The organism is Pseudomonas gingeri (assembly GCF_013386115.1).
Taxonomy (GTDB): Bacteria; Pseudomonadota; Gammaproteobacteria; order Pseudomonadales; family Pseudomonadaceae; genus Aquipseudomonas; species Aquipseudomonas gingeri.
On record NZ_JACAOR010000008.1, the window covers coordinates 133,017 to 155,870 of the forward strand.

The 22,854-nt window shown below is 63.4% G+C and carries 27 protein-coding genes; 13 read left to right on the forward strand and 14 right to left on the reverse strand.

Going from position 1 to position 22,854, the window contains the following annotated elements:
* Positions 1-22 precede the first annotated feature (22 nt).
* Both cysD and cysN read left to right on the forward strand, forming a co-directional pair.
* Complete coding sequence (gene cysD / locus HX881_RS16580) at positions 23-940, forward strand: sulfate adenylyltransferase subunit CysD (RefSeq protein ID WP_177085512.1); 918 nt, start codon at positions 23-25, stop codon at positions 938-940.
* A gap of 13 nt (positions 941-953) precedes the next feature.
* Positions 954-2,852, forward strand: a complete 1,899-nt coding sequence (gene cysN, locus HX881_RS16585) for a sulfate adenylyltransferase subunit CysN (protein ID WP_177085514.1) — start codon at positions 954-956, stop codon at positions 2,850-2,852.
* Between the two features lie 214 nt (positions 2,853-3,066).
* Here cysN and HX881_RS16590 read toward each other — a convergent pair whose 3' ends face one another.
* Genes HX881_RS16590 through HX881_RS16600 form a run of 3 tightly spaced genes read right to left on the reverse strand, consistent with a single transcriptional unit; the run spans position 3,067 to position 6,467 of the window.
* Complete coding sequence (locus HX881_RS16590; protein WP_177085516.1) at positions 3,067-3,972, reverse strand: acyltransferase; 906 nt, start codon at positions 3,970-3,972, stop codon at positions 3,067-3,069.
* A complete protein-coding gene (pta, locus tag HX881_RS16595) occupies positions 3,973-6,072 on the reverse strand; it encodes a phosphate acetyltransferase (protein ID WP_017126509.1) in 2,100 nt (699 codons plus the stop codon).
* Between the two features lie 56 nt (positions 6,073-6,128).
* Positions 6,129-6,467, reverse strand: a complete 339-nt coding sequence (locus tag HX881_RS16600) for a DUF3565 domain-containing protein (RefSeq protein ID WP_083875339.1) — start codon at positions 6,465-6,467, stop codon at positions 6,129-6,131.
* On the opposite strand from HX881_RS16600, the gene HX881_RS16605 reads away from it, so the two are divergent.
* The 3 genes from HX881_RS16605 (at position 6,436) to HX881_RS16615 (ending at position 8,799) form a co-directional block, all read left to right on the forward strand.
* Positions 6,436-6,921 carry an FKBP-type peptidyl-prolyl cis-trans isomerase gene (locus HX881_RS16605; RefSeq protein WP_008000574.1) on the forward strand — a complete coding sequence of 162 codons (486 nt, stop codon included), beginning with the start codon at positions 6,436-6,438 and terminating at the stop codon, positions 6,919-6,921. The two genes, HX881_RS16600 and HX881_RS16605, sit on opposite strands and share 32 nt — an antisense overlap.
* 135 nt (positions 6,922-7,056) lie before the next feature.
* Positions 7,057-7,539: a glutathione peroxidase gene (locus tag HX881_RS16610; RefSeq protein ID WP_042935431.1), complete on the forward strand. Its 483-nt coding sequence runs from the start codon at positions 7,057-7,059 to the stop codon at positions 7,537-7,539.
* A gap of 156 nt (positions 7,540-7,695) precedes the next feature.
* Positions 7,696-8,799, forward strand: coding sequence for an NADH:flavin oxidoreductase (locus HX881_RS16615; RefSeq protein WP_177085518.1), 1,104 nt, complete (start codon positions 7,696-7,698; stop codon positions 8,797-8,799).
* Here HX881_RS16615 and HX881_RS16620 read toward each other — a convergent pair.
* On the reverse strand, positions 8,768-9,988 hold the full coding sequence (locus tag HX881_RS16620) for a glycosyltransferase family 4 protein (RefSeq protein WP_177085520.1): 1,221 nt from the start codon (positions 9,986-9,988) through the stop codon (positions 8,768-8,770). The two genes, HX881_RS16615 and HX881_RS16620, sit on opposite strands and share 32 nt — an antisense overlap.
* Before the next feature lie 137 nt (positions 9,989-10,125).
* Between HX881_RS16620 and HX881_RS16625 the strand changes: the two genes are divergently transcribed.
* Positions 10,126-10,704: a hypothetical protein gene (locus HX881_RS16625; protein ID WP_017126505.1), complete on the forward strand. Its 579-nt coding sequence runs from the start codon at positions 10,126-10,128 to the stop codon at positions 10,702-10,704.
* Positions 10,705-10,743: 39 nt separating this feature from the next.
* On the opposite strand, the gene cysZ is transcribed toward HX881_RS16625, so the two are convergent.
* Entirely contained in the window at positions 10,744-11,499 is a 756-nt protein-coding gene (cysZ, locus tag HX881_RS16630) for a sulfate transporter CysZ (RefSeq protein WP_017126504.1), read from the reverse strand.
* Between the two features lie 314 nt (positions 11,500-11,813).
* On the opposite strand from cysZ, the gene trxB reads away from it, so the two are divergent.
* Positions 11,814-12,776, forward strand: coding sequence for a thioredoxin-disulfide reductase (gene trxB / locus HX881_RS16635; RefSeq protein WP_017126503.1), 963 nt, complete (start codon positions 11,814-11,816; stop codon positions 12,774-12,776).
* Between the two features lie 165 nt (positions 12,777-12,941).
* On the opposite strand, the gene HX881_RS16640 is transcribed toward trxB, so the two are convergent.
* The 6 genes from HX881_RS16640 to HX881_RS16665 all read right to left on the reverse strand — a co-directional run bounded on the left by HX881_RS16640 (position 12,942) and on the right by HX881_RS16665 (position 16,032).
* A complete protein-coding gene (locus HX881_RS16640; protein WP_177085522.1) occupies positions 12,942-13,280 on the reverse strand; it encodes a HopJ type III effector protein in 339 nt (112 codons plus the stop codon).
* Positions 13,273-13,569: a DUF1244 domain-containing protein gene (locus HX881_RS16645; protein WP_017126501.1), complete on the reverse strand. Its 297-nt coding sequence runs from the start codon at positions 13,567-13,569 to the stop codon at positions 13,273-13,275. The genes HX881_RS16640 and HX881_RS16645 overlap by 8 nt, the downstream gene beginning before the upstream one ends.
* Positions 13,570-13,679: 110 nt before the next feature.
* Entirely contained in the window at positions 13,680-14,051 is a 372-nt protein-coding gene (folX, locus tag HX881_RS16650; RefSeq protein ID WP_042935429.1) for a dihydroneopterin triphosphate 2'-epimerase, read from the reverse strand.
* A 2-nt stretch (positions 14,052-14,053) separates the two neighbouring features.
* Entirely contained in the window at positions 14,054-14,614 is a 561-nt protein-coding gene (folE, locus tag HX881_RS16655; protein WP_017126499.1) for a GTP cyclohydrolase I FolE, read from the reverse strand.
* A 24-nt stretch (positions 14,615-14,638) separates the two neighbouring features.
* Positions 14,639-15,349, reverse strand: coding sequence for a dihydromonapterin reductase (gene folM, locus HX881_RS16660; RefSeq protein WP_177085524.1), 711 nt, complete (start codon positions 15,347-15,349; stop codon positions 14,639-14,641).
* Between the two features lie 113 nt (positions 15,350-15,462).
* Positions 15,463-16,032, reverse strand: coding sequence for an antibiotic biosynthesis monooxygenase (locus tag HX881_RS16665; RefSeq protein ID WP_042935427.1), 570 nt, complete (start codon positions 16,030-16,032; stop codon positions 15,463-15,465).
* A 211-nt stretch (positions 16,033-16,243) separates the two neighbouring features.
* Between HX881_RS16665 and HX881_RS16670 the strand changes: the two genes are divergently transcribed.
* Positions 16,244-17,203, forward strand: a complete 960-nt coding sequence (locus tag HX881_RS16670) for a MerR family transcriptional regulator (RefSeq protein ID WP_017126496.1) — start codon at positions 16,244-16,246, stop codon at positions 17,201-17,203.
* Positions 17,204-17,215: 12 nt separating this feature from the next.
* Here HX881_RS16670 and HX881_RS16675 read toward each other — a convergent pair whose 3' ends face one another.
* Together HX881_RS16675 and HX881_RS16680 are read right to left on the reverse strand one after the other, a co-directional pair.
* Positions 17,216-17,821: a hypothetical protein gene (locus HX881_RS16675; protein ID WP_177085526.1), complete on the reverse strand. Its 606-nt coding sequence runs from the start codon at positions 17,819-17,821 to the stop codon at positions 17,216-17,218.
* 68 nt (positions 17,822-17,889) lie between these two features.
* Positions 17,890-18,354 (reverse strand): PAS domain-containing protein, encoded by a 465-nt coding sequence (locus tag HX881_RS16680; protein ID WP_177085528.1) that lies wholly within the window; start codon positions 18,352-18,354, stop codon positions 17,890-17,892.
* Between the two features lie 154 nt (positions 18,355-18,508).
* Between HX881_RS16680 and HX881_RS16685 the strand changes: the two genes are divergently transcribed.
* Positions 18,509-18,964 carry a flavodoxin gene (locus HX881_RS16685; RefSeq protein WP_177085530.1) on the forward strand — a complete coding sequence of 152 codons (456 nt, stop codon included), beginning with the start codon at positions 18,509-18,511 and terminating at the stop codon, positions 18,962-18,964.
* Here the strand turns inward: HX881_RS16685 and HX881_RS16690 are convergent.
* Positions 18,945-19,841, reverse strand: a complete 897-nt coding sequence (locus tag HX881_RS16690) for a LysR family transcriptional regulator (RefSeq protein ID WP_017126492.1) — start codon at positions 19,839-19,841, stop codon at positions 18,945-18,947. The two genes, HX881_RS16685 and HX881_RS16690, sit on opposite strands and share 20 nt — an antisense overlap.
* A gap of 96 nt (positions 19,842-19,937) precedes the next feature.
* Between HX881_RS16690 and HX881_RS16695 the strand changes: the two genes are divergently transcribed.
* The 4 genes from HX881_RS16695 to HX881_RS16710 all read left to right on the forward strand — a co-directional run bounded on the left by HX881_RS16695 (position 19,938) and on the right by HX881_RS16710 (position 22,835).
* Entirely contained in the window at positions 19,938-20,324 is a 387-nt protein-coding gene (locus tag HX881_RS16695; RefSeq protein ID WP_177085532.1) for a CidA/LrgA family protein, read from the forward strand.
* On the forward strand, positions 20,314-21,000 hold the full coding sequence (locus HX881_RS16700) for an LrgB family protein (RefSeq protein WP_042935423.1): 687 nt from the start codon (positions 20,314-20,316) through the stop codon (positions 20,998-21,000). Before HX881_RS16695 ends, HX881_RS16700 begins: the two co-directional genes overlap by 11 nt.
* Before the next feature lie 150 nt (positions 21,001-21,150).
* On the forward strand, positions 21,151-21,933 hold the full coding sequence (locus tag HX881_RS16705; protein WP_042935457.1) for a class II aldolase/adducin family protein: 783 nt from the start codon (positions 21,151-21,153) through the stop codon (positions 21,931-21,933).
* Positions 21,933-22,835 (forward strand): alpha/beta fold hydrolase, encoded by a 903-nt coding sequence (locus tag HX881_RS16710; protein WP_177085534.1) that lies wholly within the window; start codon positions 21,933-21,935, stop codon positions 22,833-22,835. Before HX881_RS16705 ends, HX881_RS16710 begins: the two co-directional genes overlap by 1 nt.
* The last annotated feature ends 19 nt before the right edge of the window (positions 22,836-22,854 follow it).

Sequence of the window (22,854 nt, forward strand, 5' to 3'; positions counted from 1 at the left end):
AGAACGCTTTTCGTGAGTAGCCATGGTCGACAAACTGACGCATCTGAAACAGCTGGAGGCGGAAAGCATCCATATCATCCGCGAGGTGGCCGCCGAGTTCGATAACCCGGTGATGCTGTACTCCATCGGTAAAGACTCCGCCGTGATGCTGCACCTGGCGCGCAAGGCGTTTTTCCCGGGCAAGCTGCCGTTTCCGGTGATGCATGTCGACACCCGCTGGAAATTCCAGGAGATGTACGCGTTCCGCGACAAGATGGTCGCCGAACTGGGCCTGGACCTGATCACCCATGTGAATCCGGACGGCGTGGCGCAAGGCATCAACCCCTTCACCCACGGCAGCGCCAAGCACACCGACATCATGAAGACCGAGGGCCTCAAGCAGGCCCTGGACAAGCATGGCTTCGACGCGGCCTTCGGCGGCGCGCGGCGTGACGAAGAGAAGTCCCGCGCCAAGGAGCGCGTGTATTCCTTCCGCGACAGCAAGCACCGCTGGGACCCGAAGAACCAGCGCCCGGAGCTGTGGAACGTCTACAACGGCAAGGTCAACAAGGGCGAGTCGATCCGCGTCTTCCCGCTGTCGAACTGGACCGAACTGGACATCTGGCAGTACATCTACCTCGAAGGCATCCCGATCGTGCCGCTGTACTTCGCCGCCGAGCGTGAAGTCATCGAGAAGAACGGCACCCTGATCATGATCGACGACGAGCGGATCCTCGAGCACCTGTCCGACGAGGACAAGGCGCGTATCGTCAAGAAGAAGGTGCGTTTCCGTACCCTTGGCTGCTACCCGTTGACGGGCGCGGTGGAGTCCGAGGCTGAAACCCTCACGGACATCATTCAGGAAATGCTCCTGACGCGTACTTCCGAACGCCAGGGCCGGGTCATCGATCACGATGGCGCAGGTTCCATGGAAGACAAGAAACGTCAGGGCTATTTCTAAACAGGGTCTAAGCATGTCGCATCAATCTGATTTGATCAGCGAGGACATCCTCGCCTACCTGGGCCAGCACGAGCGTAAAGAACTGCTGCGTTTCCTGACCTGCGGTAACGTCGACGACGGCAAGAGCACCCTGATCGGGCGCCTGCTGCACGACTCCAAGATGATCTACGAAGATCATCTGGAAGCCATCACCCGCGATTCGAAGAAAGTCGGCACCACCGGTGACGATATCGACCTGGCGCTGCTGGTCGACGGCCTGCAGGCCGAGCGCGAGCAGGGCATCACCATCGATGTCGCCTACCGCTATTTCTCCACCGCCAAGCGCAAGTTCATCATCGCCGACACCCCCGGCCATGAGCAGTACACCCGCAACATGGCCACCGGTGCGTCCACCTGTGACCTGGCGATCATCCTGGTGGACGCCCGCTACGGCGTGCAGACCCAGACCCGTCGCCACAGCTTCATCGCCTCCCTGCTGGGCATCAAGCACATCGTCGTCGCCATCAACAAGATGGACCTCAAGGACTTTGACCAGGGCGTGTTCGAGTCGATCAAGGCCGACTACCTGAAGTTCGCCGAAGGCCTGAAGATGAAGCCGTCGAGCATGCACTTCGTGCCGATGTCGGCCCTCAAGGGCGACAACGTGGTGAACAAGAGCGAACGTTCGCCGTGGTACACCGGCCAGTCGCTGATGGAAATCCTCGAAACCGTGGAAGTGGCGGGCGACCGCAACTTCACCGACCTGCGTTTCCCGGTGCAGTACGTCAACCGGCCGAACCTGAACTTCCGCGGTTTCGCCGGCACCCTGGCCAGCGGCATCGTCAAGAAGGGCGACGACGTGGTCGTGCTGCCTTCGGGCAAGAGCAGCCGGGTCAAGTCCATCGTCACCTTCGAGGGTGAACTGGAGCACGCCGGCCCGGGCCAGGCCGTGACCCTGACCATGGAAGACGAGATCGATATCTCCCGTGGCGACCTGCTGGTGCATGCCGACAATGTGCCGCCGGTGACCGACAGCTTCGAGGCCATGCTGGTCTGGATGGCCGAGGAGCCGATGCTGCCGGGCAAGAAATATGACATCAAGCGCGCGACCAGCTACGTGCCGGGGTCGATTGCCAGCATCGTCAACAAGGTCGATGTGAACACCCTCGAGGAAGGCCCGGCCAGTGCCTTGCAACTGAACGAGATCGGCAAGGTCAGGATCGCCCTGGACGCGCCGATTGCCCTGGATGGCTACGACAGCAACCGCACCACGGGCGCGTTCATCATCATCGATCGCCTGACCAACGGCACCGTCGGCGCCGGCATGATCGTCGCCCAGCCGCTGGCCCATGGCAGCGCCACGCACCATGGCAAGCTGGCCCATGTCGCCACCGAGGAGCGTGCCCAGCGCTTCGGCCAGCAGCCGGCGACCGTGCTGTTCACCGGCCTGTCGGGCGCGGGCAAGAGCACCCTGGCGTATGCCGTGGAGCGCAAGCTGTTCGACATGGGCCGCGCGGTATTCGTGCTGGACGGCCAGAACCTGCGTCATGACCTGAACAAGGGCCTGCCGCAGGATCGTGCCGGACGCACCGAGAACTGGCGTCGTGCCGCCCACGTGGCACGTCAGTTCAACGAAGCCGGCCTGCTGACCCTCGCCGCCTTCGTTGCGCCGGATGCCGAAGGTCGTGAACAGGCCAGGGCCCTGATCGGTGGCGAGCGCCTGCTCACCGTCTATGTCCAGGCATCGCCGCAGGCCTGCCAGGAGCGTGATCCCCAGGGCCTGTACGCGGCCGGTGGCGACAACATCCCGGGCGAGTCCTTCCCGTACGACGTGCCGCTCAATGCCGACCTGGTGGTCGATACGCAGGCGTTGTCGCTGGAAGACAGCGTGAAGCAGGTGCTGGAGCTGCTGCGCCAGCGCGGCGCGATCTAAGCTTCTGCCGCAACAGAAAGCCCGCGGCCGAGTGATCGACCGCGGGCTTTTTTGTGTCCTGCAGATCGCTTTCGCGGATCAGCATTGCTTCGAACATGCCACGCACCCGTAGGAGCCGGCTTGCTGGCGATTCATGCGACGCGGTGTATCAGGCGCTCCGCGTTATCGTTCATCGCCAGCAAGCCGGCTCCTACAGAAGAACACTGGCGGCGCCTCAAGGCCTGGCGGGATAGTCGCGATGCATCTGTTCGAGCAGCGCGTCCTTGCTTTCCCACAGCTGGTTGATCCAGCCCTGGAACGCCACGCGGTACTCGCCGTCCTGGTCATAGTTCCTGCCGATGAACTGCGGCGGGATCTTCAGCTCTTCGAAGTGCACCACCACCTCCCGCACGTTGCCGCACAGCAGGTCCCAATATCCCGGCTTGCCGCCCGGATAGTGAATGGTCACGTTGACGATGGACTCCAGCTGTTCGCCCATGGCATCCAGTACAAAGGCGATACCGCCAGCCTTGGGTTTGAGCAGATAACGAAAGGGCGACTGCTGCTGCGTATGCTTGCCCGGGGTGAAGCGCGTGCCTTCGGCGAAGTTGAAGATACCCACAGGGTTGTCGCGAAACTTCGCGCAGGTCTTGCGGGTGGTTTCCAGGTCCTTGCCTTTCTTTTCCGGATGCTTCTCCAGGTACGCCTTGGAGTAGCGCTTCATGAAGGGAAAGCCCAGGGCCCACCAGGCCAGGCCGATCACCGGGACCCAGATCAGTTCCTGCTTGAGGAAGAACTTCAGCGGGCGGATCTTCCGGTTGAGCACGTACTGCAGGACCATGATGTCGACCCAGCTCTGGTGGTTGCTGGTCACCAGGTAGGAGTGCTGGTAGTCCAGGCCCTCCAGGCCGCTGAGGTGCCAGCGGGTGTCGCGGACCAGGCGCATCCAGGCCTTGTTGTTACTGATCCAGGCCTCATGGGTATGGTTCATCAACCAGCCGCTGAAACGCTGGGTCAGGGCAAGGGGCAGGGCCTTGAGCAGCGCCACGCAGAACAGGAACGAGCACAGCAGGAGGGTATTCAGCGCCAGCAGCAGCGAGGCGATCACGCCTCGCAGCGGGGCGGGGAGAAAGTCGAGCATCTAGATATCCACAGGTCGGTTGGCGGCTTGGATCGCGGTCAGGGCGATGGTGTAGACGATATCGTCCACCTGGGCGCCCCGCGGCAGGTCGTTGACCGGCTTGCGCAGGCCTTGCAGCATCGGCCCCAGGCTGACGCAGTCGGCGCTGCGTTGCACGGCCTTGTGGGTGGTGTTGCCGGTGTTCAGGTCGGGGAACACGAACACGGTGGCGCGGCCGGCGACCTGGCTGTTGGGGGCCAGTTGCCGGGCGACGTTTTCGTTGGCGGCGGCGTCGTACTGCAACGGGCCGTCGATCAACAGGTCGCGCTGGGATTCGTGGGCCAGCAAGGTCGCTTCGCGAACCTTCTCGACTTCCTCGCCACTGGCCGATTCGCCACTGGAATAGCTGATCATCGCCACCCGCGGGGTGATGCCGAACGCCTGTGCCGAGTCGGCACTCTGCAGGGCGATTTCCGCCAGCTCGGTGGCCGACGGGTGCGGGTTCATCACGCAGTCGCCATACACCAGCACCTGCTCGGGGAACAGCATGAAGAAGACCGACGACACCAGGGTGCAGCCGGGCGCGGTCTTGATCAGTTGCAGGGCCGGACGGATGGTGTTGGCCGTGGAGTGGATCACCCCGGACACCAGGCCGTCGACCTCATCCAGGGCCAGCATCATGGTGCCGATCACCACGGTGTCCTCCAGTTGCTGCTCGGCCATCGGCGTATTGAGGCTCTTGCTCTTGCGCAGGGCGACCATCGGCTCGGCATAACGCCCGCGAATCTGGTCCGGGTCGAGGATCTCCAGGCCCGGCGGCAGTTCGAACCCATGGGCCTTGGCGACCGCCTCGACGTCCGCCGGCTTGGCCAGCAGCACGCAACGGGCGATGCCCCGCGCCTGGCAGATCGCCGCGGCCTGGACCGTCAGCGGTTCGCTACCTTCGGGCAGGACGATGCGCTTGTTGGCCTCCTGGGCCCGCTGGATCAACTGATAGCGGAACACCGCCGGGGTCAGGCGCATTTCCCGCGGGGTGCCGCAGCGCTGGTGCAACCATTGGGCATCGAGGTGGCTGGCGACGAAATCGGTGATGATTTCCGCCCGCTCGCGGTCATCGATGGGGATTTCCTTGTTCAGGCCGTTGAGCTGGTTGGCGGTGTCGTAGGAGCCGGTACTCACCGACAACACCGGCAGGCCGGCCTGCAGGGCGCCGCGACACAGCTCCATGAGACGCGGGTCGGGCTTGGTGTCGCTGGTCAGCAGCAGGCCCGCCAGGGGCACGCCGTTGAGCGCGGCCAGGCTGACGGCGAGGATGATGTCGTCGCGGTCGCCCGGCGTCACCACCAGCACGCCCGGCTTGAGCAGTTGCAAGGTGTTGAGCACGGTGCGGGCGCAGATGATGATCTTCGACATGCGCCGGGTTTCGTAGTCGCCGGCGTTGAGTACCTGGGCTCCCAGCAGTTCGGCGACGTCGCGGGTGCGCGGGGCGTTGAGTTCCGGCTGGTAGGGAATGCAGCCCAGCAGGCGGAAATCGCCGCTGCGCAGCAATGGCGAGTGCTCCTTGAGGCGGGCGGCGAAGGCGTCCATGCTCTCGTCGGTGCGCACCTTGTTGAGGATCACGCCGAGGACCTTCGGATCCTTGGGGCCGCCAAACAGCTGCGCCTGCAACTCGACCCGGCCGGACAGCTCGGTGAGTACTTCGTTTTCCGGCGCGGAAACCAGGATCACCTCGGCATCCAGGCTTTTTGCCAGGTGCAGGTTGACCCGTGCGGCATAGCTGGCGCTGCGGGTCGGGACCATGCCTTCGACCACCAGCACATCCTTGCCGACGGCGGCCTGCTGGTAGAGGGTGATGATTTCTTCCAGCAACTCATCGAGCTGGCCGTCGCCGAGCATCCGCTCGACGTGGGCCAGGCCCAGTGGCTGCGGTGGCTTCAGGCCATGGGTGCGGGCGACCAGTTCGGTCGAGCGCTCCGGCCCCGTGTCACCGGGATGGGGCTGGGCAATGGGTTTGAAAAAGCCGACTTTCAGGCCGGCGCGTTCCAGCGTACGGACCAGCCCGAGGCTGATCGAGGTCAGACCCACACCAAAATCGGTGGGCGCGATAAAAAAAGTTTGCATGCGTAGTCTCTAGGGGAGCGCAAGTGCGAGGGCCTATGGCTGGCCCCCTGCGGTATTCAGACGCCAAGGTTAGCGCTAACCGAGCCCTGTGCGCACCAACCACATTCAAAGGGCTGGCCGATTCTTGCCGCGCGCCGGGCGGGATCCAGTACCCAGCCGCGGGACTGCCACGGCGGCTGGTGGCGCAGGTGCTGGGTATGGCCGCAGGAGAGCTCGGCCACCCAGTGTCCGTCCTCGTCCTGGTGGAAACCGCTGACGGTCGGCGGATTCGTCGTGGCCCGTCCGTCCGGGTTCCGTTCGCTTTCGGACGAATCCTTGTTTAGACTTGTCCGTTCTTCATTCTTATGCAAAAGGTCTCGCCCCATGCTGATCGCCGCCAATAAGGCTGTCTCCATTGACTATACCCTGACCAACGACGCTGGTGAGGTCATCGACAGCTCTGCCGGCGGCGCGCCGCTGGTCTACCTGCAAGGTGCAGGGAACATCATTCCAGGCCTGGAAAAGGCCCTGGAAGGCAAGACCGTCGGCGACGAGCTGACCGTAGCCGTTGAACCCGAAGATGCCTACGGCGAATACGCCGCCGAACTGGTCAGCACCCTGAGCCGCAGCATGTTCGAAGGCGTCGACGAGCTGGAAGTGGGCATGCAGTTCCACGCTTCCGCTCCGGATGGCCAGATGCAGATCGTTACCATTCGTGATCTGGACGGCGACGACGTCACCGTTGACGGCAACCACCCGCTGGCCGGCCAGCGCCTGAACTTCCAGGTCAAGATCGTCGCCATCCGTGACGCCAGCCAGGAAGAAATCGCTCATGGTCACGTCCATGGCGAAGGTGGCCATCACCACTGATTTCAGCTGCTAAGCTCTGGTAGTTGGAAGGCGCCCACGGGCGCCTTTTTAGTCCGCCGCGGTTTTTATCTGGAAACCGGTCGTGGTGTCGGGCAACAATGTCGAGACGTAACACGGGAATATCGGGAGTTCGTCATGAGTGCTTTTCACGACCTTACACTAGAAGCGCTGGATGGCCAGGACCTACCTCTCGCACCCTTCAAGGGGCATGTCGTGCTGGTGGTCAACGTTGCCTCCAAGTGTGGTTTGACGCCGCAGTACGCCGCGCTGGAAAACCTCTACCAGCAATACAAGGGCCAGGGTTTCATGGTGCTGGGCCTGCCGTGCAACCAGTTTGCCGGCCAGGAACCGGGGACCGAAGAGGAAATCCGCGAGTTCTGCAGCCTCAACTATGGCGTGAGCTTTCCGTTGAGCCGCAAGCTGGATGTCAACGGCCCCGACCGGCACCAACTGTACCGCCTGCTGGCGGGCGAGGGCGCCGAGTTCCCGGGGGAGATCACCTGGAACTTTGAAAAATTCCTGCTGGGCAAGGACGGACGTGTACTCGCGCGTTTCTCGCCGCGTACCGCACCGGACGATCCGACGGTGGTCCAGGCCATCGAGAAGGCCCTGGCCTGATTCCGGCCTGCTGTGGGAGCGAACCCTGCTCCCGCAGTCACGCATGACCTGACACTTCTGAAGCTTGATCACTCAGATCAATAGTGCTGTGCACCGCGTTGCGGGCGGAATATTATCCTGATCATAAATTCCCCCTTCAACCGTGGAGTATCTCCGATGCCGGTCAAAGCCCTGTTCAAACCTTTCCACCTCGGCACCCTGGAGTTGCCGACCCGCGTGGTGATGGCCCCGATGACCCGTTCGTTCTCCCCGGGTGGCGTGCCCAATTCGAAAGTCATCGAGTACTACCGCAAGCGCGCGGCGGCGGGCGTCGGCCTGATCGTCACCGAAGGCACGACCGTCGGCCACCTGGCGTCCAACGGTTACCCGAATGTGCCGCATTTCTACGGTGAAGCCGCCCTGGCTGGCTGGAAGAAGGTGGTTGATGCCGTGCACGCCGAGGGCGGCAGGATCGTTCCGCAACTCTGGCACGTGGGCAATGTGCGCCGCCTGGGGACCGAGCCGGACGCCAGCGTTCCCGGCTATGGCCCGAGCGAAAAGCTCAAGGACGGCCAGGTCGTGGTCCATGGCATGACCCACCAGGATATCCGGGAAGTGATCGCGGCGTTCGCCCAGGCCGCCCGCGATGCCCAGAGCATCGGCATGGATGGCGTCGAGATCCACGGTGCGCACGGCTACCTGATCGACCAGTTCTTCTGGGAAGGCAGCAACCAGCGCACCGACGAATACGGCGGCAGCCTGGCCAACCGTTCGCGCTTTGCCATCGAGCTGATCCAGGCCGTCCGTGCCGCGGTGGGGCCGGCGTTCCCGATCATCTTCCGTTTCTCCCAGTGGAAGCAGCAGGACTACAGCGCGCGCCTGGTACAAACCCCGGAAGCCCTGGGCGAGTTCCTCAAGCCGTTGTCCGACGCCGGCGTGGATATTTTCCACTGCTCGACGCGACGTTTCTGGGAGCCCGAGTTCGACGGTTCCGAACTGAACCTGGCCGGCTGGACCCGCAAGCTCACCGGCAAGCCGACCATCACCGTGGGCAGCGTCGGCCTGGACGGCGAGTTCCTGCAGTTCATGGTCAATACCGACAAGGTGGCCCAGCCGGCCAGCCTGGAGAAATTGCTCGAACGCCTGAACAACGACGAGTTCGACCTGGTGGCGGTAGGCCGTGCGTTGCTGGTCGACCCGGACTGGGCGGTGAAAGTGCGCGATGGTCGCGAGCAGGACATCCTGCCCTTCAGCCGTGACGCCCTGATGAGCCTGGCGTAAGCGACAGATCCACCTTGGAGGCGGTTGGCGCATGGGGTTGCCCATGCTCCGCCTCACAGGCCCCGCGCAGTTGCTTCTCGAACTGTTCGACGATCGCCCCCCAGCCCTGCCGGCTGGCATGCTGGCGGGCGTTCAGGCGCACATTGCGCAGGGTTTCCCGGCCTTCGAGCAGCCAGCAGGCCGCATCGCAGAAGGCTTCCTCGTCCCCGGGCATTGCCAGCACGCCGTTGTAGCCATGGCGGATATGCTGGGCGGCGGCCGCCTCGTCATAGGCGACCACCGCCAGCCCCGAGGCCAATGCCTCCAGCACCACGTTGCCGAAGGTTTCGGTCAGGCTCGGAAACAGGAACAGATCCCCTGACGCGTAGTGGGCCGCCAGTGCTTCGCCGCGCTGGGTCCCGCAGAAGATCGCGTCGGGCAGATCCCTGGCCAGGGCAACGCGCTGCGGGCCGTCACCGACCACGACCAGCTTCATCAGCCGCTGTGGATAAGTCGTCTGCAGGGTGCGGAACGCGCGGGCCAGCAGGCCGAGGTTTTTCTCGGTCGCCAGGCGTCCGACATACACCACCGCGATATCGTCCTGGGCCAGCCCCCAGCTTTCGCGCAACTCGTTCAGCCGCTTGGCCGGGTGGAACAACTGACTGTCGACGCCCCGGGACAACAGTTCCAGGCGTTCGAAGTGGCGCCGCTCCAGTTCCAGGCGTTGGCTGACGCTGGGGACCAGGGTCAATTTGGATCGATTGTGGAACCAGCGCAGGTAATGGGTCAGCAAGCGCGTCAGCATCCCCAGCCCGTACTGGTTGGAGTATTGCTGGAAATTGGTGTGGAAACCGCTGACCACCGAGATGCCCAGGCGCCGGGCGGCACGCAGTGCGGACAGACCCAGGGGCCCCTCGGTGGCGATGTACAACACATCCGGGCGCTGGCGCTTCCAGCGGCGCAGCAGCTTGTGCATCGACGACTGTCCCCATTGCAGCCCGGGATAACCCGGCAGCGGCCAGCCACGACAAAGCAGCAGCTCGGTATCGCTGGGGCGGGTCTGGTCGCAGCTCTGGCGTGGCCGCACCAGCTCGATCTGGTGACCGCGGGCGCGCAGCCCGTCACACAGGCGGCCAAGGGTGTTGGCCACCCCGTTGATCTCGGGCGGGAAGGTTTCGGTGATCAGGGTGATATGCAGAGCTGTCGTCATGCTTGCAGTATCGCGCCAGGCCGTTGCGGCACCGTGGCAGTTGGGTGATGGATTTGTGACGGGGGCCGTTTTTGTCCTAAACATCCGGGTCAAGGCGCCGTTAACCGGGGGATGTCCACCACTTTCAAGGAGATTCCGTGACCGACAATATCTATGCCCCGCCGCTGGCGGATCTGAGTGCACCACAAGGCCAGGCCTCGGGCCGGTTCTACGTGGTCTCGCGCACCAAGTTCTTCGTGTTGTTCATCCTCAGTCTCGGCCTGTACCAGATCTATTGGTCCTACAAGAACTGGAGCCTGTACAAGCGGGCGGCCAACCTCGATGTCTGGCCGGTGGCCCGGGGCCTGTTCCCGATCTTTTTCGTCCATGCGCTGTATCGCAATGTCGACAAGAGCATTCTGGCCGGCGGTCGTGGCCATGCCTGGGATGCGTCGCTCTGGGCGACCCTGTTCGTGGTGCTCGGCGTACTCAGCAACCTGCTGGAGGTGATGGTCAGGAACAAGCTGGGTGGCCCATTGCTGGAAGTGACCAGCGTCATGCTGGTGTTCGTCCAGGCCGCGGTGACCTGGCAGGGCCAGCGGGCGATCAACGTCGCCAGTGACGATCCGCGGGGCGAAGGCAATGCCGGCTTGCGCTGGATCAACTACCTGGTGATCGTGCCGGGTGCGATCATGTGGCTGTTGATACTCCTCGGCACATTTGCCGTTCTGCGCTGAGTCGCGAGCCGGGGGTATCCGGCCCCCGGCGTCAGCGGTTCAGCGCGAAGGCTGCACCAGCGCCTCGTTCCCGCGCTCACGGACCCAGAACAGGGTCGCCCCGGCCACCGCCGCCGGCATCATCAGCAGGTTGACCACCGGGATCAGCAGCACCAGGTAGACGATCCCGCCGAAACTCATGCTCTGCCAGCGTTTCTGCCGCAGCCAGGCGAGCATTTCGTTCCAGCCCAGCTTGTGGTTGTCGGCCGGGTAGTCGATGTACTGGATCGCCATCATCCACACGCCGAACAGCAGCCACAACGGCGCGGCGATGATATTCACCACCGGGATGAAGGACAGGATGAACAGGCCGATGGCCCGTGGCAGGAAGTAGCCCAGCTTGCGCATTTCCCGCGCCAGGGTGCGGGGCACCATCGCCAGCAGTTCGCCCCAGCTGAAGGCCGGGAAGTCGTCGGTACCGCGCACCACCACTTCGACCTTTTCCGCGAGAAAACCGTTGAAAGGGGACGCGATGATGTTCGCCAGCATGGTGAAGCTGAAGAACACCATGAGGACCACCAGCACCACGAACAGCGGCCACAGGATGTAGTTGAGAAAGCTCAGCCAGCCGGGCAGGGTCGGCATCAGGTGATCGACCCAGAGGCTGAACTGATGCCCGGCGAAGTAGATCAATCCGACGAACAGCACCAGGTTGATCAGCAACGGCAGCAGGACAAACAGTCGCAGGCCCGGGCTCAGGACCAGCTTGAGGCCCTCGCGCAGGTATTGCGGGCCGGACATGACGGGTGCGGGCATAACGGGCTCCGAAGCAGGGGAAAACGCGCCGACCTTACCGGCTTTGCACAGGCGGTGAAAGGGCCGACATTTGCGGTAACGTTTTCAGCGATAACGGCTTTGCGCAGAACGTCCTTCAGGATAGAGACCTGCTATGAGCTGGATTGTTATTGCGTATTTCCTTAATCTTCGCGCTCTCGATACGCTGCACACCATTATTTTTCAGGACTGTGTGCTAAAAGCCTTCCCCAAGTGCTGTCGCAGTCCTTTTTTATTCCAGCCGGTTTGCCGGCGCTCCGCCCCGGTGTCTCACGGGCGGTCGATAGGAGTGAGTCATGTCTGAAGTACGCCATTCGCGAGTGATTATTCTCGGTTCCGGCCCTGCCGGTTACAGCGCTGCGGTCTATGCGGCTCGCGCCAACCTCAAGCCGCTGCTGATCACCGGCATGCAGGCCGGCGGTCAGTTGACCACCACCACCGAAGTCGACAACTGGCCCGGTGACGTGCACGGCCTGACCGGCCCGGCGCTGATGGAGCGTATGCGTGAACACGCCGAGCGCTTCGAAACCGAAATCATCTTCGACCACATCAACGCGGTGGACCTGGCGAAGAAGCCCTACACTCTGGTGGGCGACAGCGGCACCTTCACCTGTGATGCCCTGATCATCGCCACTGGCGCCAGCGCCCGTTACCTGGGCCTGCCTTCGGAAGAAGCGTTCATGGGCAAGGGCGTTTCCGCCTGCGCCACCTGCGACGGTTTCTTCTATCGCAACAAGCCGGTCGCCGTGGTCGGCGGTGGCAACACGGCCGTCGAGGAAGCGCTGTACCTGGCCAACATCGCCAGCACCGTGACCCTGATCCACCGTCGCGAGACTTTCCGCGCCGAGAAGATCCTGATCGACAAGCTGCATGCCCGCGTCGCCGAAGGCAAGATCATCCTCAAGCTCAACGCCACCCTGGACGAAGTCCTGGGCGACAACATGGGCGTGACCGGTGCCCGCCTGAAAAACAACGACGGCAGCTCCGACGAACTGAAGGTCGACGGTGTGTTCATCGCTATCGGCCACACCCCGAACACTTCGCTGTTCGAAGGCCAGCTGGCGTTGAAAGACGGCTATCTGGTGGTGCAGGGTGGCCGTGACGGCAATGCCACCGCGACCAGCGTCGAAGGTGTGTTCGCCGCCGGGGACGTGGCTGACCACGTGTATCGCCAGGCGATCACTTCGGCCGGCGCCGGCTGCATGGCCGCACTGGATACCGAGCGTTACCTGGACGGTCTGCAGAACGCTTCGTTCTGAGCGACCTCCCAATAAAAAAACCGGCCGCGAGGCCGGTTTTTTTGTGCATCCATTTCCTTGTAGGAGCGGGCTTGCCCGCGAAGGCGGCAGTGCCGGCGCGGTATTTCTCCAGGGAGACCGCAGTGTTCCATTCGCGGGCAAGCCCGGCTCCCACAGGAGCTGTGATCAGCGGCGTGTCAGCGGCTGCGCGGCGAATTTCACACCGGCCAGGCCGTGCTTGATCAGGGCGCGGATATTGCCGTGGTCGCTGCCCTCGGGAGTGGCCAGTACCGAGCGGTAGTGCTCGCCGAAGGCCAGCAGCGCCTGCTGGTCGCTCAGGCCTTCGAGCAACGCCAGGCCGAGGGTCTTGCACGAGCCTTCGTTCTGCCCGGCGGCGTTTTCCACGCCACCGTTGTTGAAGGCCTGTGGCTGGTAATCGTAGCCGGCGGCGACAAACGCCAGGGTGTCGGCAAAGACATGCTCGCCGCTGTCGAGGCTGGCGCGCAGGGTATTCAGGTCAGTCATGGGGTTTTCCTTTGGCGAATGCCGCCTGTTGTTCGGCACTGGCTTCTTGCTGATATTGGGCTTTCCACTCGGCATAGGGCATGCCGTAGACCACTTCACGGGCCTCGTCGAGACTCAGGGCGATCTGGCGTTCGTCGGCTTCGGCCTTGTACCACTTGGACAGGCAGTTGCGGCAGAAGCCGGAGAGGTTCATCAGGTCGATGTTCTGGACATCCTTGCGGCTGTCCAGGTGGGCGACCAGCCGGCGGAAGGCGGCGGCTTCGAGTTCGAGGCGTTCTTGCTCGGTCATGGTGGGCTCTGTGCGTGAAGGGCAGTAGACGATAGGCCGCGATGATAAGAGCCTGGCGCGTCGAATGCCAGGCAACTCCAGGTTTCAACGGCTGGTTTCAACGGCAGGCCTCAGCGGCTCGCCGCCAGGGTGATCGACACCGACTCGGCGAACCGCAGGGCATGGGGCTTGTCCACTTCGACCTCGGCGTAGAGCACCGCCTCGTTGCTCATGACCAGGTCCAGCAACTCCTGGGTCAGGCGTTCGAGCAGGGCGAAGCGGTTGCCCTCCACATGCTGGATGATCGCCTTGGTGATGGTGCGGTAGTTCAATGCGTGGTCGATATCGTTGTCGCGCACGGCTTCCTGGGCGGCATAGAGGATGGTGAGGTTGATCAGCACATCCTGCTTGTTGAGGATCTCGTCCTCGTTGATACCGATAAAGGTACGCAGGCACAGGTCCTTGACCCGGATCCGGGCCATTCCCGGTTGAAGTTGTGGCATTGCTACTTGCTCCGTCCGATCAGTTGCAGGAACTCCATGCGGGTGGTGTTCGAGTCGCGGAAGGCGCCGAGCATCACCGAGGTGTTCATGGTCGAATTCTGTTTTTCCACGCCGCGCATCATCATGCACATGTGCTGCGCCTCGATCACCACCGCGACACCGGCGGCGCTGGTCACCTGCTGGATGGCGTCGGCGATTTCCCGGGTCAGGTTCTCCTGGATCTGCAGGCGCCGGGCGAACATGTCGACGATCCGCGCGATCTTCGACAGCCCCAGTACCTTGCCGGTCGGGATATAGGCGACATGGGCCTTGCCGATGAAGGGCAGCAGGTGATGTTCGCACAGCGAGTACAACTCGATGTCCTTGACGATCACCATCTCGTCGTTGTCCGAGGCGAACAGCGCGCCGTTGACCACCCCCGCGAGGTCCTCGGCATAGCCGTGACACAGGTATTGCATGGCCTTGGCTGCCCGTTTCGGGGTATCCAGGAGACCCTCGCGATCGGGGTCTTCGCCAAGACCCAGGAGGATCTCGCGGTAATGCTCGGGCAGCGTTGCGCTCATTGCAATGTTTCCTCGCCGGAAGGCTTACTTGAGGTGCCGGCCGCCGTTGACGGTCAAGGTTGTGCCGGTGACGTAGGGGTTGTCCAGCAGATAGCGCAGGCTCTGGTAGACCACCTCGGCGCCGGGCTCGATACCCAGGGCCGATTTGGCCAGGGTCTTGGCGCGGTACGCCGCGTCGTCGTCGGGGTTGAACATCAGCAGTGCCGGGGCGATGCCGTTGACCTTGATCCGCGGTGCGTATCGGGCGGCGAAGGACAGTGTCAGGCTGTCCAGCCCGGCCTTGCTGGCGCAATAGGCGATATGATTGCTGCTGCCCTTGCGCGTCACGTCGTCGCTGATATGCACGATATCGGCGAGTGGCGATTGTTGCAGCAGTTCGGCGCAATGCAGGTTGATCAGGTACGGCGCCAGCATATGGACGCTGAACAGGCGGGTAAACGCCTCGGCTTCGTCGCCCGGTGTTTCGGTGAGCCAGGCCGAGGCATTGTGCACGATCGCCCGCAGGCTGTCGGTGTGCTGTTTCAGGCTGTCGATAAAGGCCAGGATGCCGGCTTCGCTGGCGAAGTCGGCGAACAGCGTGATCGCCCCCTGTTCGCGCAACGCCTGCAGGCCGGGCCGTTCGCTGCGGTAGCTGACGATCACCGGGCAACCGTCTGCCAACAGCCGTTCTGCACAGTGCAGGCCGACGCGCTGGCTGGCGCCAGTGATCAGGATCGGGGCGGGGGACGATGGCATCGGGGGCTCGCGGCAAGCAGTGAAGAGGTGTCGATTGACGTTGAAGTCAAACTATACCAGCGACACGCCTTCTACAACCCTGCGGCGAACCCGCGCGGGCCCCGCCCGCGGCGCTAGCGGCCCCGGGTCGGTGCCGCCTCCGGCAACGTCCTGGCCGGTGTCGCGTGCAGCCAGCCCGCCAGCAGGTGGGTCGACAGCGGGATGAAGAAGTAGACCATCAACGGCGTCAGCATCATCGTGCTGAGCAGGATCCGTGGCACCAGTTCCAGTTCGGCCAGCAACGGGCCGAGGGCGAAGTTGAACAGCAGCGACACCGGAAAGAATGCCAGCCAGATCGCCACGCTCTGTTTCCAGCGGGGCGGGCGTTGGCCGACGCTGCCGAACCAGCCTTCAAGGCCACTGACCCGGTGCTCGGAGGGGCGGGCGAACAGATCGCTGCCGCGCTCCAGCCAGGCCTTGCGCGAGGCCGAGTGCTCCCAGGCATGCAGGGTGGCGGCATCGCTGAAACGGAAGATCATCTGGAATTCGTTGTCGGTCGGAGGTGGGGCGAGGACACCGGAACCCAGGTAGCCGGGGAAGTCAGTAGCCAGTTGTTCGCCTTCCTGGAGCCAGGCGAGCATATCCTGATAACGGCCGTCGGCGACGCGACGTGCCACCATCATGGTGACGGGTGAGGTAGACATTATGTATCTCCGCAAGACAAGCAGGCTGCCCGGGTAGGGCAGACGCGAAACGCAGCACCGGGGTGGTGGGCTGCGTCTGAAAAACAGGCAAGAATTATTCCCGGTTCAGGGAAAACCGTCAGAGACGTCGACCACATTGTTCCATGTTTGAAGAAAGTGAGTCGATGTAGGCTAGAATATCTACAAAATTTTACACATTGATGTGGAAAATATGGCCGTCATCACCGAACTTGCACCCCTATCGCTGCCATTACCGGCCTTGAAGCAGGAAGAGCTGTTTCCCATCCGCGAGGTGTCCCGCCTGACCGGTGTGAACCCGGTCACCCTGCGGGCCTGGGAGCGACGCTACGGTCTCATTCAACCGACACGCACCGAAAGCGGGCATCGGCTCTACGCCATGAGCGATATCGAGACCGTGCGCAGCATTCTCGGCTGGATCGAGCGTGGGGTGGCGGTCAGCAAGGTCGGCAAGATCCTGGCGAAAACCGCGGCGACCCGAGCCCCGGCGACCGACACTCTGCTGCCGCTGCCCGTGGATGACTGGCGCCACTGCCAGGTGCAACTGGGCAGCGCGATCAGTGCCTTCGACGAGCTGGCGCTTGAGCGTGTATACGGGCAGATTTTTTCCAGCTACCCGCTGACGGTGGTCTTCCAGAATATTCTGATGCCGCTCTGGCAGGACCTGCGCACCCAGCGCGGTGCCTTTGGCCAGGCCAGCGAATGGCTGTTCCTCGACGGTTTCCTGCGCGGCCGGGTGCTGCAGCGCCTGCAATCGGCCAGGGGCGCGGCGTCGGAGCGGATTATCCTCGCGGCGTTGCCTGGGGACTGTCGCGAGCTGGAGCTGCTGGTGGCCGGCTTGCTGCTCGGCAACGGCGAATGCCCGGTCAGCGTGCTGGCCATCGGACAACCTTTCGATGAGTTGCCACTGATCTGTGAAAAGGTCAGGCCGCGGGTGCTGGTACTGTATTCCAACCGCTCGCCGGCCTCGGATCTGCCGCGCCGGCTGAATCGGCTGGCGCTCGCGGTGGAGTGTCCGGTGATGCTCGCCGGCGATGTCGCCGACCTGCTGCAGGACTCCCTGGAAGGCACCAGCATCGGCTGTCTGGGACACGACGGCCAGCGCATGCGCCAGCGCCTGCAGCAACTGCTGGCAGGCAAGCTGGATACCTGAAGGCCTTCGGGGTCAGACGTGAAAGTGCGGATGAGCCAGGCGATGCTGCTGCAGGATGTACTGGCGTAACCGTTCGGTTTCCCCCAGGTCGCTCTGGCTCAGCCGGTAGGCATACAGGCCTTGCTCGGTTTCCCGTTCGAAGCGCCCGCGCAATGCAATGCGTTCATAGCCCGAGGGGCTGAACCACTGGGCGAACTGCCTGGGGGGCTTGATGCCGTTGCGACTTTCCACCAGTACACCCTTGAACGACACCTCGCGTACCGCCAGGCCGCCGGGCTGGCCCCGGGAATTTTCCAGGGCCACCGGCTCGTCCAGGGTCAGGCGCCAGGGGCGGACCATCGGCCCGTCTTCATAGATGCTCGGGACTCCCAGGCGCAGGTGCTGGGCATGGAACTCGTCTTCCACCAGGTGCAGCGGGAAGGTCATTTTCTGATTATCGAAGTGCGCCTGGATCGTCACCTGTTCATGGGCCGCCAGGCGCGTCAGCAGGTCGCGGATCTGCGACACCCCATTGACCAGCAGGCTCGACGAAGCGTCGCGCTTGTTGAGTTGCGGGTTGTGTTGCATGGTCCGTATGAAATCCAGCTCGTCCTGAGTCAGAAGGGCGTCGCGGTGCATGATCGAGCTCGAAAGGTGGGAAATGCGCATAAAAAAGTGGTGGATGCCTGTTCAGACAACGAATTCCACTATTGGTTGTCGCCATTGGTCGCCTTGAGCGCTTCGAGCTCGGCCCTGACCTCGGCCAGTTGCGCTTCCAGCTGGGCCACCCGCTGCTGGGCCTTGACCTGGATCGTCACATCTTTCTGGACCCCGACAAAATAGGTCAGCTGGTCGCTTTCGTTGAACACCGGGGAGATCGACAGTTCGTTCCAGAAGTGCGTGCCGTCCTTGCGGTAGTTGCGCAGGATCTGGCGGCAGGGCGTGCGGCTGCGCACCGCCTCGCGGATCAGCTCCAGGTTTGGCTGGTCGCGGTCGCCGGACTGCAGGAAGCGGCAATCCTGGTAGAGAATTTCTTCGTTGCTGTAGCCGGTCAGGCGTTCGAACGCCGGATTGGCGTAGATCAGGATATTGTCCTCACCTTCCTGTTCGGCGACGACGATGCCGTCGTTGGAAGCATCGATTACCAGTTGCAGCAGTTTCGGGTTGATCATTGTGGCGCTGACCCGCAGTCCATTGGCGATCAGAGGAGTGTAAGAGAATGTTCCGGATGGTCAATGCCGCGTTGTGCATCCAGATGGATTTTCAGTGGGAATGTTTCTCACCTGTTAATATCCTACGCTTTTACTCTGCTCCAGGATCAGATTGATGAAAGTCGTCATCCTTTCCGGCTCGGTCTACGGCACGGCCGAAGAAGTCGCCCGTCACGCCCAGCGGGTTCTCGAAAAAGCCGGCTTCGAGGCCTGGCACAACCCCCGCGCCACCCTGGCCGATATCCAGGCGTTCGCCCCGCAGGCCTTCCTGGTGGTGACCGCCACCACCGGCATGGGCGAGTTGCCGGACAATGTCCAGCCGCTCTATTCGGCCATTCGCGACCAGTTGCCGGCGGCCTGGCGTGGCCTGCCCGGCGCGGTGATCGCCCTGGGCGATTCGTGTTATGGCGACACCTTCTGTGGCGGTGGCGAGCAGTTCCGCGAGTTGTTCGCCGAACTCGGCGTGCATGAGGTCCAGGAAATGCTGCGCCTGGACGCCAGCGAAACGGTCACCCCGGAAACCGATGCCGAGCCTTGGCTGGCCGGGTTCATCAGCGTATTGCGGGGCTGACCGGGCGTTCGCGCAACAGCGCCAGCCAGGCCTTGGCGGCTTGCGACAGGTAGGCGTCACGCCGCCAGATAAACGCGATATCCCAGCGCAGGTCGGCGGGTGAGCTCAAGGTCAGGCGCACCACGCCGGGCCTGACCAGCGAACGGGCGACCACGCTGGGCATCAGCGCCACGCCTTGCCCGGCGGCCACCAGCGCGGCGAGAAAATCCGCCTGGCCGCTGCGTCCGCTTTCCTTTGGCGTGAAACCCAGCCGTTCGCAGGCCTGGATCAATCGATGGTTGAGCACGAAACTGCGTTGATAGAGCAGGAACGGCGTGTCGGCCAGTTGTTCCAGGCGAATCGAACCTTCCTCGGCCAGCGGATGATCGATCGCCAGCAGGACGTCCAGTGGTTCGTCACAGAACGGCTGGTAGTCGAACGCCGGGTTGCTCGGCTTGAGGCCGCCGCCCAGTTCGAGTTCGCCACTGAGGATCGCCGGCTCGATGCTCAGGCTGCCGCCCTCGAACAAGTGGATATTGATGTTCGGATACCGCCGCCGGTATTCGGCAAACAACCCGGCGAACAGGGTATCGCCGCCCAGTTGCGGCAGGCCGAGGCGCAGTTCTCCCCGCGCCAGCTGGCTCAGGTCGTCCAGTTCATGCAGCAGTCCGCTGCGCAACCGCAGCATCTCCTCGGCCCGTTGCAGCACCACGCTGCCAGCGGCGGTCGGGCGCACCTGCGCGCCCTGGCGATCCAGCAGGACCACGCCAAGACTGTGCTCCAGTTGCGCGACCTGCTTGCTCACCGCCGACTGGCTGACGTGCAAGGTCCTGGCTGCCTGGGTGAAGCCGCCCTGGTGAACCACCTCGACAAAACTGCGCAGCTGTTTGAATTCCATTCGCCAATTCCAATGTGGAATGAGCTTCAGTCTAACAATTCGCTTTTGAGATGGCAGGGGCAACTCTAAAATTGTCTCACTGAGGCCCCGAAGACCATGAATCGATCCCTGTTGAAAAAAACCGGCCGTCTGCTCGCCGAACTGTCAGTGCTGGTCGGCCTTTACCTGCTGGGCGGACAACTGGCGGCCTGGGCCGGGTGGCCGATCCCCGGCGGCGTGATTGGCCTGGGGATACTGTTGCTGGCGTTCGCCGCGGGCTGGATCAAGCCGGCTGCCCTGCAACTGGGCGCTGGCTGGCTGCTGGCGGAAATGCTGCTGTTCTTCATTCCGGCGCTGATGAGCCTGCTGGACTACGGCGCGATGCTGCGCGAGAGCGGCTGGCGGATCCTCCTGGTGATCCTGTGCAGCACCTTGCTGGTGATGCTGGCGACGGCGCTGACCGTCGAACTGGTGTGCCGCTGGAGCGACCGCCGTGAAGCCTGAGTGGATGTCGCTGTTCTGGCTGGCGCTGACCCTGGCGGCCTACGGCCTGAGTCGCTGGAGTTACCGACGCACCGGGCGCTACCTGTTGTCGCCGCTGATCCTGGTGCCGATCATCCTGCTGGCGGTCGCCGTCCCGCTGCACACCGCCTACGCCGAGTATTCGCGCGATACCCACTGGTTGATCCTGGTGCTGGGGCCCGCCACCGTAGCGTTTGCGGTGCCGATTTGGCAGCAGCGCCGATTGCTTGCCCGGCACTGGCCGGCCCTGCTGCTGGGTATGCTCGCGGGCAGCGTGGCGTCCATCGCCAGTTCCTACGGGCTGGCCCGGGCCCTGTCCCTGGACAGTGACCTGACCCTGTCGCTGGTGCCCCGTTCGATCACCACCCCCTTCGCCATGCCGCTGGCCCGGGACCTGGGCGGCGTGCCGGAATTGACGGCAGTGTTCGTGCTGGTGACCGGTGTCTGTGGTGCCATGATCGGCAGCGTGCTGCTCAAGTGGCTGCCACTGCGCAGCAGCCTGGCGCGGGGGGCATTGTTCGGTGTCGGGGCGCATGGCGCCGGGGTCAGCCGGGCCCGCGAAGTGGGCGGCGAAGAAGGCACGGTCGCGGGGCTGGTGATGGTCCTGACCGGCCTGCTGAACCTGTTTGCCGCGCCCTTGCTGGAGGCCGTGATCTGACACGCAGTTGAACTGTCTTGTACAGAATGCGCCACTGACCCGCAGGGTCATCAAGCTGGCTGGCAATGCAACTCCGCCGCGGCGACGGGCTGACTAGACTGTTTGGCAACCGAGCAGAATAAAAAACAGAACAATGCCGAGGTCAGTACCGTGAGCGTAGCCCCTGTTGCAGCCCCCGCGAATCTCAAGGATCAGGTCAGTGCCGCCGAGTGGCAGACCCGCGTCGATCTGGCGGCCTGTTATCGCCTGGTGGCGATGCATGGCTGGGATGACCTGATCTTCACCCATATCTCGGCCAAGGTGCCGGGCACCGAAGACTTCCTGATCAATCCCTACGGGTTGATGTTCCACGAGATCACCGCGTCGAGCCTGGTGAAGGTCGACCAGGCCGGCAACAAGCTGATGGACAGTCCCTACGAGATCAACCCGGCCGGCTACACCATCCACAGCGCCATCCATGAAGTCCGCCATGACGTCACCTGCGTGCTGCATACCCACACCGCCGCGGGCGTGGCGGTTTCGGCCCAGCAGCAGGGCGTCCTGCCCATCAGCCAGCAGTCGCTGTTCGTCCTGTCGAGCCTGGCCTACCACGCCTATGAGGGCGTGGCCCTGAACCACGAGGAAAAGGCCCGTCTGCAGGCCGACCTGGGACCGAACAACTTCCTCATGCTGCACAACCACGGCCTGTTGACCTGCGGTGCGAGCATCGCCGATACCTTCCTGATGATGTTCACCTTCCAGCGCGCCTGCGATATCCAGGTCCTGGCGCAAAATGGCGGAGCGCAGCTGATCGCCATCGAGCCGCAGATCCTCGCCGGGGCGAAGGCGATGATTGCCGGGGTGACCCGCAGCGCCCAGGGCATGGGCGGCGCCCTGGCCTGGCCGGCCCTGTTGCGCAAGCTCGACCAGCAAGACCCCGGGTTCAGACTCTGATGCCACTGGCCGAGATTCCCCTGTGCGTCTGGCGCAAACGCGGGCAGGACTTCGTGTTTCGCGGCCATTGCATCCGCTACTGGGCGGCGGGGCAGGGCGAGCCGCTGTTGCTGATCCATGGCTTTCCCACGGCCAGCTGGGACTGGCATTACCTGTGGAAGCCCCTGTCGCAGCGCTATCGGCTGATCGCCTGCGACATGCTCGGTTTCGGCGATTCGGCCAAACCGCTGGATCACGACTACAGCCTCCTGGAACAGGCCGACCTGCAGCAGGCGCTGCTTGCCCACCTGGGGATCGACCAGCCGGTGCATCTGCTGGCCCATGACTATGGCGACAGCGTCGCCCAGGAACTCCTGGCCCGGCATTACGAAGCGCGGATCGACATTGCCAGCTGCGTTTTTCTCAATGGCGGGCTGTTCCCGGAAACCCATCGTCCGGTGCTGGCGCAGAAACTGCTGCTCAGTCCGCTGGGCTGGTTGCTGGGGCGTGCCTTCAGCCGCGATGCGCTGGTCAAGAGTTTCAGCCGGATCTTCGGCCCGAAGACGCGTCCCAGCGAAAGTGCGCTGGATGATTTCTGGAGCCTGGTGGAGAACAACCAGGGCCCGCGGATCCTGCACAAGTTGATCGGCTACATTCCCGAGCGGCGGGCGCGTCGCGAGCGCTGGGTCAGCGCCATGCAGCGTGGCGTAGTGCCGTTGCGGGTGATCGACGGGGCCTTCGATCCGATCTCCGGGGCGCATATGGTCGAGCGTTACCGCCAGCTGATTCCCGACCCGGACACCGTGCTGCTGGCGGGTATCGGCCATTATCCGCAGACCGAGGCACCGGTGCAGGTGCTCAAGCATTACCTGGCGTTCCGGCAGCAGTCGGTGTCGCTGCCACCGCGCCAGGCCTGTTCCTGACGGACGGACTATCCCTCTG